At 32.3% G+C, this 20,020-nt stretch carries 9 protein-coding genes; 7 read left to right on the top strand and 2 right to left on the bottom strand.

Annotated features, from left to right (window positions below):
* Positions 1 to 221 precede the first annotated feature (221 nt).
* The 3 genes from BM120_RS03395 (at position 222) to BM120_RS03385 (ending at position 14,013) form a co-directional block, all read left to right on the top strand.
* Positions 222 to 11,933 carry a phage NrS-1 polymerase family protein gene (locus BM120_RS03395; RefSeq protein WP_207645695.1) on the top strand — a complete coding sequence of 3,904 codons (11,712 nt, stop codon included), beginning with the start codon at positions 222 to 224 and terminating at the stop codon, positions 11,931 to 11,933.
* Positions 11,934 to 13,373: a single-stranded DNA-binding protein gene (locus BM120_RS03390; protein ID WP_242941548.1), complete on the top strand. Its 1,440-nt coding sequence runs from the start codon at positions 11,934 to 11,936 to the stop codon at positions 13,371 to 13,373. It abuts the gene before it with no gap.
* Between the two features lie 154 nt (positions 13,374 to 13,527).
* A complete protein-coding gene (locus BM120_RS03385; protein ID WP_091993279.1) occupies positions 13,528 to 14,013 on the top strand; it encodes a conjugal transfer protein in 486 nt (161 codons plus the stop codon).
* A gap of 108 nt (positions 14,014 to 14,121) precedes the next feature.
* On the opposite strand, the gene BM120_RS03380 is transcribed toward BM120_RS03385, so the two are convergent.
* Both BM120_RS03380 and BM120_RS03375 read right to left on the bottom strand, forming a co-directional pair.
* Positions 14,122 to 15,495: a relaxase/mobilization nuclease domain-containing protein gene (locus BM120_RS03380; RefSeq protein WP_091993278.1), complete on the bottom strand. Its 1,374-nt coding sequence runs from the start codon at positions 15,493 to 15,495 to the stop codon at positions 14,122 to 14,124.
* Complete coding sequence (locus BM120_RS03375) at positions 15,495 to 15,863, bottom strand: plasmid mobilization protein (RefSeq protein ID WP_091993276.1); 369 nt, start codon at positions 15,861 to 15,863, stop codon at positions 15,495 to 15,497. The genes BM120_RS03380 and BM120_RS03375 overlap by 1 nt, the downstream gene beginning before the upstream one ends.
* Positions 15,864 to 16,399: 536 nt before the next feature.
* On the opposite strand from BM120_RS03375, the gene BM120_RS03365 reads away from it, so the two are divergent.
* The 4 genes from BM120_RS03365 (at position 16,400) to BM120_RS03350 (ending at position 20,020) form a co-directional block, all read left to right on the top strand.
* Positions 16,400 to 16,780 carry a metal-dependent transcriptional regulator gene (locus BM120_RS03365; protein WP_091993273.1) on the top strand — a complete coding sequence of 127 codons (381 nt, stop codon included), beginning with the start codon at positions 16,400 to 16,402 and terminating at the stop codon, positions 16,778 to 16,780.
* Between the two features lie 228 nt (positions 16,781 to 17,008).
* Entirely contained in the window at positions 17,009 to 17,758 is a 750-nt protein-coding gene (locus tag BM120_RS03360) for a thioesterase II family protein (protein WP_026624789.1), read from the top strand.
* Positions 17,745 to 18,428 carry a 4'-phosphopantetheinyl transferase family protein gene (locus tag BM120_RS03355; RefSeq protein WP_091993271.1) on the top strand — a complete coding sequence of 228 codons (684 nt, stop codon included), beginning with the start codon at positions 17,745 to 17,747 and terminating at the stop codon, positions 18,426 to 18,428. The genes BM120_RS03360 and BM120_RS03355 overlap by 14 nt, the downstream gene beginning before the upstream one ends.
* Positions 18,429 to 18,436: 8 nt before the next feature.
* Positions 18,437 to 20,020 (top strand): (2,3-dihydroxybenzoyl)adenylate synthase, encoded by a 1,584-nt coding sequence (locus tag BM120_RS03350; protein WP_026624787.1) that lies wholly within the window; start codon positions 18,437 to 18,439, stop codon positions 20,018 to 20,020.

The raw sequence follows: 20,020 nt of genomic DNA, 5'->3' as shown, positions 1-20,020 counted from the left end.
TTACAATCACAGGAAAATCAACAAAAAATCAAGAAGGAAGAAAAAGTAAGGGATGCAAAAGTACCTAAAAAAGATAAGGGAGTGGAAATATAGTAGAGGTAGCAGCTATGAATGACCTCATAAAAAATTATGAAAACATTCCTGATAATCTTAAAAAAGAGAAACGCTGGTGTCTATATAAAATCATTCAAAGAGACGGGAAGAACACCAAATTACCCTTAATGCCAAACGGAAAACCTGCCAAATCCAATGATAAAATAACATGGAATTCTTATGAAGATTGCATAGCAGCACTTAATCGAAATATTGGTGACGGTCTTGGCTTTTTCTTAGGAGACGGATATATCGGAATAGATATCGATAAGGTAAGTGATGATATTTTTGTATATAGTATGGATTATCATGCAAAGTCTATGACAGCCGATTTTTTAAGAGGAATTTCCACCTATGCCGAAATATCTCCATCAAAAACGGGACTCCATTTTATAGGGATTGGAGAGGTACCGGGAATAAGAAAAAGATACAAAAATCTTGAAATCTATGATAAGGATAGATTTTTTACAGTTACCGGTAATATCATAAAAGACAGAGACAGAAACAAAGTAGTAAATATTGACAGTGAGTTAAAACCCTTATATGAAAAATATATGCCCAAGATAGACGTAATTAACAATGAAAATAAAAGAAATCAGATTACTACTTTTTTAAAAGATGATCAGGATATAGTAGAAAAGCTATTTGACAGAGGATATTTTTCATATACTGGAGAAGATCTAAGAAGGATATATTATGGGAATTATGAAAGATATTTTAACAGTAGATCAGAGGCTGATTTTTTTATGCTTGGGAGACTAATTTATTATACCTCCGATACACAAAAAGCCATATCTCTTATGGAAAATAGCGGACTGAAAAGAGAAAAATGGTATAAAAGACGAGGCAATACCGACTATATCCACTATATTGCAGATAAGGCGATAAGCTCTATCAATCAATTTTACGATTGGAGAAAAGAGGAACTGTTAAAGGATAAAGCAGAAGAAAAAAGACATGAAAATAAAAGAAAAAAGGAGGGAGATACAGTGCCAAGATATGAATTTGATGAAGTCAAACAAATTCTTGATTTTGCAAAAGAAGAATTTAAAAAAGATATAGATAGGTATGAAACCTATCTTAAGGTAGTGGGAAACAACTATAAATATCCGTATTTTAATCAACTTAGCATATATACAGTAAATGAAAAGGCAACAGCCTGTGCGGAATATGACTATTGGAAGAGTATCGGAAGAAATGTAAGTAGGGGAGAAAAGGGGATTCCCGTTTTAGATATTGAAAGGGAAAGGATAAAATATATTTTTGATGTAAGTCAGACAGTAAGTTTAAATCATAATATTTCTGAAGTGAAATTATGGAAGTATCATAATGAAAAGCATATAACTGCCTTAGATACCCTGATTGATACTTTTAAAGAAAAAAACAGTAACCTTATATTTTCTACCGAAGATAAGATCAATACACTTGTTTCGCTATATATAAGGCAGATATTCAATAAAGTACTGGATTCTTTAAGTGATGAAACTTTAAAAGAAAACAGTAAAGTTAAGATTCTTCACTTTTTGGAAGAATCTGCAAAGGTTTCGGTATATGAGAGAATGGGACTTCGTCTTTCAGGAGATAGGGAAAAATTAGAACTGCTCTCAAAAGTTTCAAGTATGCAAGACATTGACAGATTGCTTGCCTATACTTCAAACAATGTGAAAAGAATACTTATGGATATAGGCAGAGAAATTTCAAAAGTGGAAGAAAGAGAAAAAATCTCGGAAATTCAAAAAAGGGAGCAGACAAACAGCTTTAAGGAGCGTTATAATAATCTTACAGATGAAATTAACGGAAGTACCGAAAGTATAGAAAAAGAAATAAAAGAAGGAGGCTTAGAAGATGAAAGAAACCGTAGTATTGGCGAAGAAGGAATACACTCTGGAGGGCGAGAGATATACACCGATCATAAAAGAGAGTCCATTCGAGAGACAGGAAGGGACTTACAGACTGGAGAAGATGGAGGATGGATCGGAAGTGTTAATTCCGAATATGAAACTGCCGGAGAAACTGAACTTAAGCAAACTGAACAGATTTGGCAAAGCGAGACTGAAATATCTCAAAGAGGAAAAAGGGGAAGAATATCAGATTATGCTGATGGAAGAAAGCTTAATGGATCATCTGTTGGACATTCAGGAACAGGTGGAGAATTTCCTAAATATAGAGGAGCTGAGAATGAAAGAAGCTTGGGAGATGACACAAGAGTTGCAGGATCAGGATTTTCTGAAGTACGCAGGACTGAAGAAGAATCTGGACATGACACTTACAAGAATGGCGATGGAACAGATCGTTTGGGCATAGGTGAGGATTTTAAAGAAAATACACAGAAATTAGAACAAGAACATATAGAAGATAATCCTAAAGAAGTCGATAAGGCTTCTTTTTCTTTTGCTCAAAACGTAGGAATTCAGGGAAGATTTGAATTACCAATGCAGCAAGAAGAAATTGATGCTGTTTTAATTCATGGAGGAAATGAGGATAATTTACGCTTAAAAGTTCTTGCAGAATATTCCAAAGGTAAGAGTGCGGAAGAATTGGCTGATTTTCTTCAAAAAACATTTCAAGGTGGAAACGGATATGAGCTGAATGGAAATAAGGTTTGTGCTTGGTATGGAAAGGACGGAATACATTTATCCAATGATGTTTCCTCAAGAGAAAATCCTATGCAGATTTTACCATGGAAAGATGCAGCAATACGCATGGGAGAATTGATTGATTATGGAAAATACAGTACAAATGTGGAGGTAGCAGAAGCCTTTTCTTTTGAAAGAGCAGAACTTTCTGAAAAGCTGTGGTTTTTAAAAGGAGATCTAAGTGATGAGGTAAAAAATCAGTTTTTACCAATTCTAAATGAAAAACAAAGAAACGGATATCCTGAAAAAACAGAGTATCTTACAAAAAAATTGGAAGATAAAGAGTTTAGAGTGAACTTAAAAGAGGAGTATATAGAGTTTTTTAAGGCGTATAAGGAGAACTCAAATGTTTTAAGATTTCATAATCATGATTTAGATGATATATCAAAACGATTAGATGATTTGGAACTGTCAAGAAAAGAATTTACCTCAACACTTATAGAATTACCAGCAATACAGGGATTTATCACAGAAGATGAAATTGATAGATATTTAAGCAGCGGTAGCAATGTATCCGGCGGAAAAGAAAGAATATATAACTTTTTTAGGGAAGCCCATACTACCGAAGAACGAGCAAATTTTTTAAAAGACGAGTACGGAACAGGAGGACAGACTCATGCTTTGTCAGGAGCAAGAGAAAGTAATGAGTGGCACGATGCCAAAGGAATTAAGCTTGAAAAGGAAAATTGCAATGATATTTTTCTAAACTGGAATCAGGCGGCTAAAAGAATAGAGAATCTTATTGAAAACGGTAAATATATTCAGGAAGATTTGTATAAAGAGCAAGAAAACACAAAAATTGAGGAAGAGCTATTCGATGAAGATACCTATACGGAACAAAACTTTAAAGAAGATAAACAAGATTTGCACAGAGAACAGGAAATCCTGATGATTCAAGATGAAAGAGAAGTATCTTATGAGGAAGCTGAGCAAATCTATGAAAGGCAAGCAGAAATAGAACATAATGCTTTTGCAACGGGTGTAGAGAACAACATATCGTTAAACCAAAATAACAAGGATTATTGGATTGTAGAATTTAATGAAGGCTTGAGTCTTATAGAAAAAAATTATGCCGGAGAACTTGTTACAAAAGAATTACTTGATGAAATTAAAGAGCTTGACGAAAAAATCAGAGTTCATAACAAAACGGTAGGTGAAGATGAATATGGAGAAATGACTGACGAGTGGGTAGGTTATTCTAAATTCTATTTTGATCATATTATAGATGGTAAAGTAGAAGAACACTTCAGAATGGATATCGGGGATGGAAATGAGGTAAACCAAAGAGATTTTCAGTATCTTTATGAGCAAATTGAACAGGAAAAAGAAAATAAAGAATACGGTATAGATAGTATAGATAGTGTCATAAAAGATATTTTAGAAAAAGAATCTATGACAGTGGTATCGAGCAAAGATGATTATATAAAGTTATTTCCATATTTTAGAAACTTTGTATATGCCGATGGTTTAAGGCTTGATGAATATAATCCTTTTGAAGATGATGAAAATATTTCGGACTTAATTCGACTGACTTTTTTCAAAAATAATGATGGAAAATATAGGGTAGTCTATAACAATGCGGACAGTTTACTGTATTCAAGCAATATTGATTATTTTTTGGAGAAAATAAAGGCAGAAAAGGTAGTGTTAGAAGATAATATAGCTGAGATACCGAATGAAGATAAAATTGCCGTTAAGGTTGGGAATTACTATGCTGTTGTAGAAAAAGATAGAGTAAAGGATATATCCTTAGAAGAAACTGGAGTTCGTATTTATCCGAAAGAAAATAACTTTGAGGGCAAAATTTATCCCTTGTATCGTGGAAGCACCTTTGAAGAAAGTACAAAAATAGATAAACTTTTCGATGAGATTGCAATAGGTATGAAAGAGGTTAATTTGACCGATTTAAATGATGTTTTTTATCTTGAAAATCAAGGACTTTATGAAATTTCATCAGATAGGGTAACGGAAGAAAAAGCAGGATACGATTTTGAAGTGGCAAGTTTTAATGAACAGTTTCCTGATTACTATAATGACATTTATGTATATAACAGAAATTTAAAAATAGATGGTGCTAATCAAAACATTGCATATATCAATAGAGAAAATGAAATACATTTTAATGTAAATCTACCGGAAGAAGAAAAAGCAAAGGTGCTTGAAATTAGAGATAAGAAAGAAGTCTTATCAACTCTTATTTTTAAAGATGTAAAGGAGGTCGGCGAATATCAGTTTCATCCACAAAGCGAAGAATTTATCTTAGATGAAATCAGTATATCTGAAGAGAAATTAAAAGCACCGGAACATATAACAGACAAGATTTATGGAAAAGAAGGCTATGAGGCGGAGCTTATTTTGGATATGAAAAATAAGGAGTTAAGGCAACATTTAAGATATAACGGATATATATTAACTTCCAATCTAGCAGTTTCCTATGACAGTTATAAAGAAATGCTTAAAAATCTTCCTTATCTGCTTGATGATAATCATAGAAATATTATGCTTACCGGCTATGTCAACGAACAGATTGAAAAGGCAAAAGCACAGGAAGAAAAAAAAGAGCCTGTATATCAAGAGGGAATGAATGTAAGATATCAAGGCAAAGAATATATCATTTCAGAAATTCAGGACTATAGAACATATAAAACAATAAAGTTAGATGATCCGGAGGGTTATTTAAACGGCTTTATAACGGGCAGTGAAATTATTCCTTTTCGGAATGAAAGAGAACTTGATTTGGAGATTGTATCTATAACAGAGAAACTACAAGAACAAAGTATCAATGAGGAAGATCTTATTTTGTTAGATATTGAAGATTATAACAAAAAAGGACTTTCCGTTCTCTTTCAAAATAAAGAGTATGAAATTACAGGAAATAATTTTAATCCGTTTGGAATGAGTAGGATTCAACTTGTCTCAAATACAGAAAAACTGCTGACGGAAATTTCATATACACCTCAAAGACCGGTCGCAAATCTTTATGCAAAAAAAGAAGATCTTGAACAGTTTAAGCTGGATGAGAAAAAAAGTGAAGAAAGCATTGAAACAAAGCAAATGTCTTTAATGGATATTTTAAAAGAAAAGGATAACTTAAAGGAAAAAGAAGAAATTTCAAGCGAGAAAGAACGTGTACCTGTCAATATAGGGGCAAAAGTAATCTATCAGGGAGAAGAATATACAGTCAGTGCTTTTCAATATAATGATATTTTAGAAAAAAATGATATATGGTTAAATCCTGCATCAAAGAATAACCATCAAATTCCGATTGTAAGTTTCTCTGATAGAAAAGAGCTAAATGAAAAACTCATTGTTATTGACACCAACCTTAACTTAGGAGAAGATAAGTCGGAACTTTTACACCATAGTTTAGATGTAATAAATGATAAAGGGGCTGTGGTTGCCAATCAGTTTATTGTAAATGTGGATAATCAAAATAGGGAATTTACAGTATATAGTGAACGAAATCCGAATAACCATAGAGAATTTAAACTTTCTTTTGATTATCTAAACGGACTTGGGAAAATTGACGGAGATGGAAATAATCTAAAAATTACGAAGCATAGACAAGAAACCATTGATAAGAAATTAGAAAGTTATGTTTCTTGGAAAGAGAATAGGGAAGAAAGATATGCCCCTGATGATGAATATATGGGAAGCATTCCTCCGGTAAATTACAAAATAACAAGAGAAGATGAGATTTTGCCACCTTCAGAAAGATTGAAAAATAATATGGAAGCAATCAAGGTTTTAAAGAAAATAGAAGAACGACATAGTCATGCAACAAAGGAAGAACAGGATATACTAAGTAGGTATGTAGGCTGGGGAGGACTTTCTGATGTGTTTGATGAAGAAAAACAGGGACAATGGAAAGATGCAAGAGAATTCTTAAAAGAAAACTTATCACCATCTGAGTATGATGCAGCAAGAGAAAGCACTCTTACTGCTTTTTATACACCAAAGATAGTGATTGACAGTATCTATCAAGCCTTATCTCATATGGGATTTGAAAGTGGGAATATTTTAGAACCCAGTATTGGAACAGGCAGATTTATAGGAAATCTTCCGGAGAGTATGCAAAGTAGCAAATTTTATGGTGTGGAACTTGACAGTATTAGTGGTAGGATAGCAAGTAAGATGTATCCTAATGCTAACATACAGATAAAAGGCTTTGAAGAAACAACTTTTTCAAACAATTTATTCGATATAGCAATAGGAAATGTACCTTTTGGAGAATATAAAATAGCCGATCGTGAGTATGAGAAAAATAATTTTCTTATTCACGATTATTTTTTCGCCAAAACTTTAGACAAAGTACGCTCCGGTGGAGTAGTAGCCTTTATAACCTCAAGTGGAACATTAGATAAAAAAAGTGAAGATATCAGAAGATATATTTCGGAAAGAGCGGAGTTTTTAGGTGCAATAAGGCTTCCTAATAACACTTTTAAAGGCGAAGCGGGAACAGAAGTAACAAGTGATATTATTTTTCTTAAAAAGAGAGATCGACTGGTAAAACTTGATGAAGAATGGATAAAACTTGGCACTGACGAAAGAGGACTGACATATAACAAATACTATATAGATAATCCAGATATGGTACTGGGGAATATGGAGGAAGTATCAAGCAAATTTGGAACGACCTTAGCCTGTGTTGCAGATGAAAATAGTACTCTGAAAGAACAGCTAAATAACGCCATTAAAAACATTAAAGGGAGATATGAGAAGGTAGAATTAAACAGTGAATTTGAAATGGAAACCATTCCGGCTAATGACAGTGTGAAAAATTATTCTTATGCAGTAATTGATGACAAGATATATTTTAGAGAAAATTCCGTAATGCAAAAATTGGATTTAAATAAAAATGATGAGGAAAAAGTAAGGGCATATCTTGGAATAGAAAAAGCATTAAGACAGGTAATTGCTTATCAAAAAGAAGATTATTCCGATACGGAAATTAAGGAGAAGCAAGGGGAGTTAAATTATCTTTATGATGAGTTTTCCAAGAAACACGGAATTTTAAACAGTAAGGCGAATAAAAAACTGTTTCGTGAAGAGGCGAACTATTCTCTACTTTCCACTTTGGAAAAGCTGGATAAAGAAGGGAATTTTATAGGTAAATCAGATATCTTTACAAAAAGAACCATAAAAAAAGCTGTGGCAATCACTCATACAGATAATTTGACAGAAGCACTTATCCTATCTATTTCTCAAAAAGGGAAAGTCAATTTTGACTATATGGAAAAGCTCACTGAAAAAACGAGGGGAGAAATTATTGAAGGATTAAAGGGAGAAATATTTTTAAATTTAGATGGATTTGATCCAAGTGATACGACTCCTTTTTCTTCAGCTGTAGATTTGGGAGACTTTTCAAGATCTTATGTAACTGCTGATGAATATTTATCCGGGAATATTAGAGAAAAGATAGAAGTAATAGATTCGTATATCAAGAATGTAGAACATGAACTTGAGCAAAATGAACAAGCCTCAAATACTGATACAGAACTATTGAACCAGGATAATACTACTCTAAAAAAAGAACTATCCAGTCTTAATTATCAAAAACAAAAACTATTGGAAGTAATGCCAAAAGAACTTGAGGCAAGTGAAATAACTGTTAGAATGGGAGCAACTTGGATACCTGAGAAAGATTATAAGAGCTTTATGTTTCATCTGTTAAAGACATCTGCTTCAAACAGATGGAATATTGATATCAAATATACCAACTTTACAGGAGAATATAGAGTAGAAGGTAAAAGTATAGATAAAGGAAATGACCTTGCTAATTTCACATACGGAACAAGCAAGGTAAATGCCTATAAACTGATTGAAGATACATTGAACCTGAGAGATACTAATGTATACGATCAAATTATTGATGAGAACGGAAAGAAAAGTTCTGTCTTAAACCAAAAAGAAACTATGCTTGCAAGAAGCAAACAGGAAATCATCAAAGAAGAATTTAAAAATTGGATTTTCGATGATATAGACAGAAGAACAAGGCTTGTCAAAGAATATAACGAAAGGTTTAATTCAACAAGGCTTAGAGAATATGATGGAAGTAATTTAACTTTTGACGGAATGAATCCTGAAATAGAGCTTAGACCTCATCAAAGAGATGCGATTGCAAGGGGGCTTTTCGGAGGAAATACTCTACTTGCACATGAAGTCGGTGCCGGTAAGACTTTTGAAATGATAGGAATTGCTATGGAGTCTAAAAGACTTGGAATGAGTAACAAGTCGATGTTTGTTGTTCCTAACCACATCGTAGAGCAATTTGGTAGAGAGTTTAATGAACTGTATCCAGGAGCTAATGTATTATGTGCAACAGAAAAAGACTTTACACCGGATAAAAGAAAAAGATTTTGCTCAAGGATTGCAACCGGTGATTATGATGCGGTAATTATAGGGCATAGTCAATTCGAGAGAATTCCAATCTCCAAAGAACGACAGGAGTATGAACTGCAAAGTCAGATTGATGAAATTGTGGATTTTATCAGTGAGTATAAAAGGGAAAGAGACCAGAAGTTTACCGTAAAACAATTGGAAAAGACTAAGAAAGGTTTGGAGGCAAAACTAAAGAAATTAAATGATGATTATAAAAAAGATGATGTTGTAACCTTTGAAGAATTAGGGATCGATAAGCTATTTGTAGATGAGGTACAGGCGTTTAAAAATTTGTACCTATTTACAAAAATGCGAAATGTAGCAGGAATTACCACAACAGACTCTCAAAAATCAAGTGATATGTTAATGAAATGCAGATATATGGATGAAATTACCGGTAATAAGGGGATTGTATTTGCGACAGGAACCCCTGTGAGCAATTCTATGGCAGAGCTTTATACCATGCAGCGTTATCTCCAATATGACGAACTTAAAAAAATGCACCTACAACATTTCGACTCTTGGGCATCTACATTTGGAGAAACTGTTACAGCAATTGAACTTAATCCTGAAGGGAACGGATATCGAAGTAAGACAAGATTTGCAAAATTTTATAACCTTCCGGAACTGATGAACATGGTCAAGCAGTTTATGGATATAAAGACTGCTGATGTATTAAATCTTCCCGTTCCAAATGCTCATTATGAAACGATAAAAACCAAACCGACAGAAGAACAAAAGCAAATTCTTGAAACTTTTTCTGAGAGAGCAGATAAGGTTAGAGGAAAACAAGTGGATTCCTCCGTCGATAATATGCTTTTGATTACAAATGACGGAAAGAAAATGGCACTTGATCAAAGGTTAATTAATCCACTACTTCCTGATGATCCGAACAGTAAAGTAAATACCTGTGTAAATAATATATTCAGTATTTGGGATAAATATAGGGATGAGAAGTCCACACAGTTAGTTTTTTGTGATATGTCAACACCATCAAGTGAATTTAATATTTATGATGATATAAAGGAGAAGCTGACAAAAATGGGGATTCCTAAAAATGAAACAGAGTTTATTCATAACGCAAAGAATAACAAAGAAAAAGATAAGATTTTCGATAAGGTACGAAAGGGTGAAATTCGTGTGCTTCTCGGTTCTACTCAGAAAATGGGAGCAGGAACAAATGCTCAAAATAAATTGATTGCTACCCATGATCTCGACGTACCCTGGAGACCTGCTGATTTGGAGCAGCGGAAAGGAAGAATTGTAAGGCAAGGTAATGAAAATGATGATGTTCATATCTTTCGTTATATTACGGAAAATACCTTTGATGCGTATCTTTTCCAAACACTTGAAACCAAGCAAACTTATATATCTCAAATAATGAATTCAAAGACACCTGTAAGAGTAGCGGAGGATATTGATGAAGCTACATTAAATTATGCGGAGATTAAAGCTTTATCTACAGGAAATCCGCTTATTCGTGAGAAAATGGACCTTGATGTTGAGGTAAGTAAACTTAAAATGCTGGAGTCCAATTTTAAATCCAACCTATATAAAATGGAAGATAAGGTTGTAAAAGTATATCCAAAAGAAATTGAAAGTCTAAAAGAAAAAATAGAAAATTTGAAAAAGGATATAGAAAAAGTGGAACCGTATAGGGAGGAAAAACTAGAAAAATATGATCAGACTACTTTGGAAAATATGGGTGAAAATAATAAAGAAAAAGAAACAGAGGGAATGGCAGATAAAGAAACGCTATCAAAATTCACATCTTTAACTTTAAATGGGAAAAAATATACCGATAAAAAGCAAGCCGGAGAGTTCTTAATAAACAGGATAAAGGGAATAAAAAAATTAGATGATTTTCGTTCTGAGGAAGTAAAAATCGGAGAATATAGAAATTTCGATTTGTTCGCATATTATGACAGCTTTTCCAATCAGTATAAATTCAATCTGAATGGAGAAGAAAATCATTATGGGGAGTTTGGAACAGATGAAATCGGAAATATCACCCGAATGGATAATGTACTTGATAGGATGCCTGAGAGATTGGAACAGACACTTGGAAAACTTAAAGATATCGAGAATCAACTTGAAACGGCGAAGCTTGAAATAAAAAAGAAATTTCCACAGGCAGAGCTTTTAAAAGAAAAGACGTTAAGACTTGCTGAGGTAAATAATTTGCTTGATATGGGACAAAAAGGAGATTTAAAAGAGGAGAAAAATCCACTTTTGGAAGAAGTGAAAGAAGAACTGATTCATTTTCTAAATAAAGAATATGATGAAGCACACAGTATAGAAGATTTCGATACAATGTTTCCTGACTTGACAGATATAGGTTTGGCATATACGACTACACCGGATGAAAAGCATGAGATACAGACAAGTCTTGATTTAATTAATTACAAGATGAACACTTATGTAGACAATACTTTAATTGACAGTTTTCAGTATACTTACGATCCACTTAATGCAAGTGATACGAAGGAACTTATACAAATCAAAACGAACATAGGTTTTTGGGATTTTAATGAGCTGGTATATGTGGATGAAGAAAAGTTAAAAGCATCACTTGGACTTGAAATTGATGACGATGGTAATTTCTATGATCCGCTTTCAAAAGATATGGATTTGGACGGAGTAGCAGATAGGTACGATGCAGATTTTAGAGATAGCAAAGTACAAAGTTTTGGAGATCTGGATAAAAGAGAAAAAGCATCCGTAATGGACAAGCTTGGATACTTCAAAGAAAAGATGGAGAAAGGAGGTCTGCAAAATGAAAATTCAGACAGAAAGATAGAGTGTAAAGAGGAGGTTAGATAATTGGAATATCACAAAAATATTAAAGCAACGGATAGGGAAATGCAGAAACTTTTTGAAAATGAGGAGTATAATTATTCTGTAAGATATTTTGAAAGAATAGGAGAAGACTTGTTTAAAACAGTGATTCGCACACCGGAGGATATAGAGTTTCCAAAATCTAAAATTCTTTCTATAAACACAATAAAAAAACTCTTAGAAACAAAAGAAAACATTAATCCTATGTATATAGAAGATGAATTTACTAAAATGAAAGGTAAGGTGTATGAATTTAATCAAAAGAAATATCCGGGTTATGAGGATATGGATATAAAACTAATACTATCTAGGATTAAGGGTATCGAGGATTTCGATACCCTTAATGTTTTTTATGAAGGCTTAAAAAGGCAAGGATATTTAAAGGATATAAAAGAAAGTATCAAAAATATTATTGATAAAGAACTGGAAGAAAACACACAAGTAAAAAAACAGGAGGATAAAAATATGAGATTAGAAAAAGGCGATACTATCAAAACAGCATTAAGTGAAAACACAACAGTTTTAGATGTGAAGGACAATCAGGCAATACTGTTTTCAGGCACTCAGTTTGTACTTGCAACAGGGATTAAAGAAAACAAGGAAAGTGGAAAATTTGAATGGGATAATGGGAGATATGCAAATGATTTAAAAAGCATTTCCGATATGCAAAACAATAATTTTGAAACGATGAAAGAGACCTTATCTTTTTTAGCAGAGTATAATCATAGTGATTTTGTAAAAGGAATTCTGTCTCTTGAAACAGGAATAGAAAATGAGGATACTCTCGATGCTGCTTATGATAATTATATGAATGATAAAATTATGGGTTTGGTTGATGAAAAATTTTATCATTATATAGATGAAAATGAGATTGAAACACCTGATTTAGGAAGCGAAATACAGGATAAGAATAGTGTTTTATCCGATGAGGAAAATGTAAAGGAGGACAATAATACTATGAGTGAGAAGTCAAATGAAAATAAGGAAAAAGCAAATACTGTAAATATCAATGGCAACATTGCTTCGGATATAGACATTAAAAATTTGACATCGAAAGATGGTAAAGATTTTACTGTTGCAAGTTTTGCAATTGCTGAAAATGATAAGGAAGGGAAGGTGAAATATACCAACTGTTTAGCTTATAACGATAAGGTAAGCAGTGTAGAAAATTTGAAAAAAGGAGATTTTGTACATGTATTCGGAAAAGAAAAAATCAGTCAGGGAAAAGACGGAAAGGAATACACATCTCTTAAAGTTTATTCTGCAAAGTTGTTTAAGGCCAAAGAACAGAGCAAAACAAATCAAAATGCAAAGGAAACAAAGAAATCTTCAGCACTTGGTAAGTTAAAGGAGTATAAGGAAAAGACAGGTGAAAAATCAAGAGAACAGGGCGGTATCAAAAAAGAGAAAAGTGTAGAGAGATAAAATTATAAAGATTTTAAAATAGTGGGTAAATAGCTAATAGAGCTGTTTATCCACTATTTTTTTGTTATATATAGAAAATAAAAGTTTGATAAATTAGAACGGGAGCGTTATATTATAAGAAAAAGAAAATTATTTATATAGGAGGAGAAATGATATGATTGGTTTGGTTATCATTTTTATAACCTTAATTATACTATATTTGGGAGTTATCCTGTTTGCAGGAGCAACATTTGTAAAAATTAGCTTGTTCGCACTTGATAAACTTGCAGTATTTATAGCGAGCTGGTATTATACTCACCACTATTTTTCTGTACAATTTTCATCCGGATATGCCATATACTTTTGGGATGTGCTGGCAGCAATATTGGCAGTAATAATATATTCTATCCTATTTCAAATTATACACAAAAACTTTAAAGTGGTAGGAAAAATTTTGAATTTAGCTATTTCATTTTTTAGTTCTATGACGGTATATTGTATTTTGGTACATGGATTTATTACAAATGGAAAATCTTACTTTCTACCACTCTTAAACAACAGTTTTATGAATCAGGTGGTCAATTATATTACAATCTCCATTATTTCTTTGGTTGTATGGAAAAGAAGAGAGGACTACCTTATGGAAATGAAAGCGGAATAAAGAAAAAGGTATAATTGCAAAAAAACGGGGAAGCTATATTTTTATGAGGCTGAGGAAGAAGGAGGTCGTTCTTACCTGAAATATGGTAAGGGTGATCTCCTTCTTTTTTTATTTTTCAAGACTGTTATCAAGGTATAAATCTGTATTTCTCTTTGCTTGTCCAAGCTTGTGAAGCATAGAGTTTTGAGATGAATATTCTCCCATAAGTGTAGTTTTTTCTTGTTCTAAAATCATATATTTATCAGATAAATTTTTAATACTTAATGTTTGAAGTTTGGAATTTTTAAGACTTTTCATAGCTGTTTCATAGGCAATTATCTGTGATTTATATTCTTCATAAAAGGATTTGTTTTCTTTATCTTTTATATACATATCATAAACCAGTTGATTTTTAGAGATAGTATTTTTATTTTCTATTACAGAATAAATGGATTTCATTTCTTTTTCTATTTGCTTTATATGATCTAATAATTGTTGTCTGTCTGATGCCACTTTCTTTAATTTTAAATCTAATTCCTCGTAGGAGTTAACACCAGATTTTCTTATTTCATTTAAGGCGGATGCCATAGTTTTCATATTATGTTTGCCTGCCCATACTTCATAGCCTTTAGAGGATTTTACCTTTTCATTGTTTTTCATATCTACAATAGTATCCGGTTTCTTGTACGAGAGTTTTTCATAATGATATTCCTGATTAGCATAAATATGGTGTTTATTTGGATCTTTGATTCGTTCCTTGATTCTCTCTTTTGTGTAATCTTCCCCTAAAGTAGATGCTTTTGCTCTGGTAAATCTTCCGTTATCCCTTTTATCTTTATGTCGGAAGGAAAGGTACTTTCCAATCTTGATTTCATAACCGAAATCTTCCATTGTCTTTAGAAATTCCTCGTAGGTTTTGGATTTTAAAACAGCTTTATCAATCGCAATCTGAAGCTTATTTTTCCAAGAAGTTCCTTTCTTAAACTCCGTATATTCTGTATAGCCTTTTCCGTTTGTAGAGTATCTGTTCTTGAACTTTTTGTAGTTTTCATCAATAACGGACAAGTCGTTTTCTTTACATAAATCATCACTGACAGTTCGGATTTGATGATAACGTCTCTTGTTGCTTTGGTAGGCTTTGCCTGTTTCAAAGCTGACATTATTAAATAGAATATGATTGTGTAAATGCCCTTTGTCAATATGCGTAGTAAGGACATATTCATACTTTCCTTGCAAGACTCTCTCACATAAATCCAGTCCGATTTGGTGTGCCTGTTCAGGTGTAGTTTCTCCCGGAGCAAATGCTTGAATTAGATGTCTTGCTAAAATTTTTGCTTTGGAATTACATTCTCTTTTTGTCTGTTCAAACTCAAGATGAGCTGTTTTAGGATTGCAGCCAAAAGAAGATATAAGGATTTTTTCATCGGTTTTATCTTCATTCATAATATAGTCTAAGGCTAAATAAAGTGTTTTTTCTATAGGATGAATTTTTGTAACTGCCATTAGATTTCCTCCGTATCGCTTGTTCCTAAATTCCCTAATTCATACAGCTTTTTGCGAAGAAAGTAGATGTCTTTCCCCTGTTTTTCCAAGAGCTTTTTCAAATCATTGATATCATCTTTGTAGATGATACTTGTTGAATTTACTCTCTTTGCAATCTGATTGATGCTGCCTGTAATCCTTCCGATATTTGTAGACATCTCCTTAAAAACTTTCATATCCAGTACAAAAATATTTTTTTCCAATATACATTTCATCATAAACTGGCGAAGGGTTTTACAACCGGACAGTTTATATTTTTTGTTCAAAATTTCAAGTTCATCATCAGAAAGCATAAGATATATTCCATTATTTCTTGTTCTGTTTGCCATAGTATAACCTCCAATCCATAGATGTATTAAAAATTTACAAAATAAAAACCTGTAAAATCAAGTACAAACTTGAATTACAGGTTTCGTTTATTTTTATATTTCTTTGTCAAGAAATCTCCTGTTAAGAGATAAAATTCTTATTTAAATTCCAAAATTATTATATCATTTTTTGAAGAAAAATTCAATGAAAGAGAGGTAATATACGGATAAATTTATGGGAAAATTTTAGATAACGATTACAAGGAAGATTGATTGCACAGGGGTTTGGGGATTTCCCCAACAAGCTAAAATTGACGAACATAGTCCTTTGTAAAAGCGAGGCTCAAGTCAATTTTTTCGTAAGTGCATATGCACTTACTGTGCTTGCTCAAAAAGAAAAAAACATATATAATGAATTAGCGAATATATGGTATGAAGTATTCGGAATTTTTATGTTTATGATTGGTTATGATAAAATTTGGTATAAAAAAAGTAGTGTAACAATAATAAGAATGTTGATTTAAAGAATAATTAGAAGGGATAAGTTAGATGAGTTTATGAATAAAATATATCATAAGGAATATGTAGAACAAAATTATTTGGAAAATATTTATACTCTATACTTAGAGCGAGACGAAGTAAGGAATATAGATATAGTAGATAAACTTGGAGTGGCGAGAGCAACTGTAACACATATGTTGAGAAATCTTGAAAAAAAGGGTTACATTAAATATGGTGATGATAAAATTGTTAGATTTACATCAAAGGGAAGAGCTTTAGCAGTTGAGTTATATGAAAAACATATCTATTTGACACAAGTTTTTAAATATATTGGTGTAGATGAGAAGATAGCTGAAATAGAAGCCTGTCAAATTGAACATATAATATCAAAAGATACTTTCAATAAAATTAAAAAATATTTTGAAGACAAGATATAAGATAAAGAACATGCAATTGATTTTTAAAATTGCATGTTCTTTATTTTTTGATGGTTATAAAGGATATGTAACTTAGTTTCTTCAAGTCTTTTAAGCATAGAAAATATAACTATAAAACATTGTAAATGTATTGACTTTTTATGTTAGAAGGATTAAACTATTATTGTTAGATACATCTAACAATAATAGTACTAGTAGTATATTAATAATCAGATAGAAGGTGTTTTGATGGGAATGTGGTTTGAATACGTTAATAAAGAGACGGAAAACACTAAAGCTAGTTTGTTTGTGTTTCCGTTTGCAGGTGGTGGAGTATCAGCATTTAGAAAATGGGGAGGACAATTCGAAAATATAAAATTTTTCGTTGCACAATATCCAGGAAGAGAAAACAGGTTTTCTGAAAAAGCAATTAGCAACATAGAAGAACTTGTAAAAGCATTGTTTGAAGACTTAAAAATGACTTTTGATTTTAACTCACCTTATTATTTTTTCGGGCATAGTATGGGAACTAAGATTGCTTATGAGTTGGCTCTGAAAATTAAAGAAAATGGTTTACCAAATCCAAATGGAATTATCATATCAGCTGGGAGAGCACCTTGCTATAAGGAGCCGAACCCGATTTATCATTTAGATGATGCAGGATTTATTGAAGGGCTAAGAAGATATGATGGCACTCCAAATGAGATATTAGACAATAAGGATTTGATTGGTATTTTTTTACCAACACTAAGAGCCGATTTTATTGTTGATGAGGACTATCAGGATAAAGAAGGGGAAAAACTGAATAGTAAGATTTTAGGTTTAATGGGTGATATAGATGAAGAAATGGAAGTTGAAGAACTTTTAAAATGGCAGGATTACACGACGAAAGAATTTTCTTATAAATATATTGAAGGTAAGCATATGTTTGTAAATACATCTCCTGAGAGTGTAATAAATGCGATTAAAGAGTTTGTTGATTACAATGAAAATATATAGAATAGAAATTTCAGACAAAAAAGAAATACGAAGTCTAATTGATATAAGTGAGTTACTAATTTTTTTTGACATGGTGTTAGTCGCATCTAACACAAGTAAATTTATGATAAAAGATTTGAAAAAATTTTTGAAAGAGGAAGAACTTGAAAAGCTTGATGCATATAAATCGGAAGTTGCGAAGATAAATTTTGCAGTTTCAAGAAGTCTTCTAAACAAAGCTTTTGAAATGATATTAGATATTCCAATTGAAAATGTAGTTGTTTTGAGAGATAAATATAATAAACCATATATTAAAAATAAAAGTGGAGTGAAATTCAATATTTCACATACGGATGGATTTGTAGTAATTGGTTTTTCAAAGAAAGAGCTTGGAATAGATATTGAAAAAGTGAATGATGGCTTTGCGTTTGAAGATATACTTGAAAATTGCTTTACATCCAGAGAGATTAAGAATATAGGCAGTAATACATCAATGTTTTATAGATATTGGACAGCAAAAGAAGCGTACTTGAAATATGAAGGACATGGTCTTATGAGAAATCCGAAAGAAATAGAAGTTATTTATATGGACGATCGGATAATAAAAATTGAGGATAAGGTAAAAAGTAGCAATAAAGTTTTGGCAGAATTTAGAATTTCATCGAAATATTTTGGAGCAATATGCATATAGGAGGAAGTATGAATATAGAATTAAAAGAAAACTTAGAAAAATTTTATGATGAAGATGTCTGGGAACATATGACCTTAGGAGAGTTTATTACAAACTGTTCGGAGATGTATAAAGACAAAACGGCGATTGTAGATGGAGATACGAGGTTGTCTTATAAAGAACTTGATAAACTTTCAAATAAATATGCTAATGGTTTACTTAAAGCAGGCTTCAAAAAAGGAGATAAGATTGTATTACAGCTTCCCAATTGTTATGAATTTATAGCAATATCCTTTGCGATGTTTAAAACAGGAATTATTCCGATTATGAGTTTGCCTGCACATCGGAAGAATGAATTAAAAGGGATTATCGAAAAATCTGAGGCAGTAGCATATATTGCAAAGGATAGATATTTGGGATTTTCCTATGTGGATATGATTCGTGATATTAAATCCGAATTAAATAAGAAATTAGAAGTTTATATTCTTGGAGATAATCAAGAATATAAAAAATTTTTATCTCTTATTGAGAGTGAATATCCATATGAATATCCGGATGTCGATTATAAGAATATCGGCTTATTGTTATTGTCTGGCGGTACAACTGGAATACCGAAACTGATTCCAAGAAGACATTGCGATTATATCTATGTTGCAAAGAAAACAGGGGACCGATGTAATGTGAATCAGGAAAGTGTATATCTTGCTTCTTTGCCTATAGCCCATAATTTCCCCTTGGGGTGTCCGGGGATAGTGGGTACTTTTGCGAAAGGTGGAAAAGTGGTTTTATGCAATGTGACGAGTCCTGATGAAATTTTGCCTTTAATCGAAGAGGAAAATGTTACGATAACGGGATTTGTTCCTGCAATTGCCAATATTTGTATGGATTATTTAGAGTATGAAGAGTATGATCTTTCCTCTTTGGAGCTTATACAAGTCGGAGGTTCAGTCTTGGAGTCTTGGTTGGCGGAAAAAATTGAAAAAGTTTTTGATGTTAAACTACAACAGATTTTCGGAATCGCTGAAGGGTTGATTTTGACAACAAATAAAGAAGATAACAATAAAATAAGGTGGCAAACACAAGGCAAACCGATTAGTGAGCATGATGAAATACTGATTGTAGATGAGAAAGGGAAAGAAGTAGAGGTTGAAGAATACGGAGAACTTATCGTTAGAGGCCCCTATACTATTTATGGTTATTATAATCTTCCTGAAGTAAATGAAATTTGCATGACAGAAGACTGTTATTTTAGAACAGGGGACAAAGCACGAAAACTAAAGGATGGAAACTATCAAATTGTTGGAAGGATTAAAGAAATTATCAATAGAGCGGGCGAGAAGATAACACCTTCAGAACTAGAAGAAATTTTGCTTACTCATGAACATATAAACTCAGTGCAAGTTGTAGGGATACCTGATTGCTTGCAAGGAGAAGCTATTGCTGTATTTATTTTAAATGGAAATAAGGAGCTTACACTGGAAGAAGTTAGAAAATTCTTGATTTCCAATAATGTAGCGGATTTTAAATTGCCGGATAAAGTTAAATATATTGATGCGTGGCCACTAACAGCCCTAGGGAAAATAGATAGAAATAAATTAAAAGAAACTTTTTAA

The organism is Peptostreptococcus sp. D1 (genome assembly GCF_900112955.1).
In the GTDB taxonomy this organism is placed as follows: domain Bacteria; phylum Bacillota; class Clostridia; order Peptostreptococcales; family Peptostreptococcaceae; genus Peptostreptococcus.
Note: the sequence above shows the minus strand (reverse complement) of the source record. Positions and strands in the feature narration are given on the sequence as shown.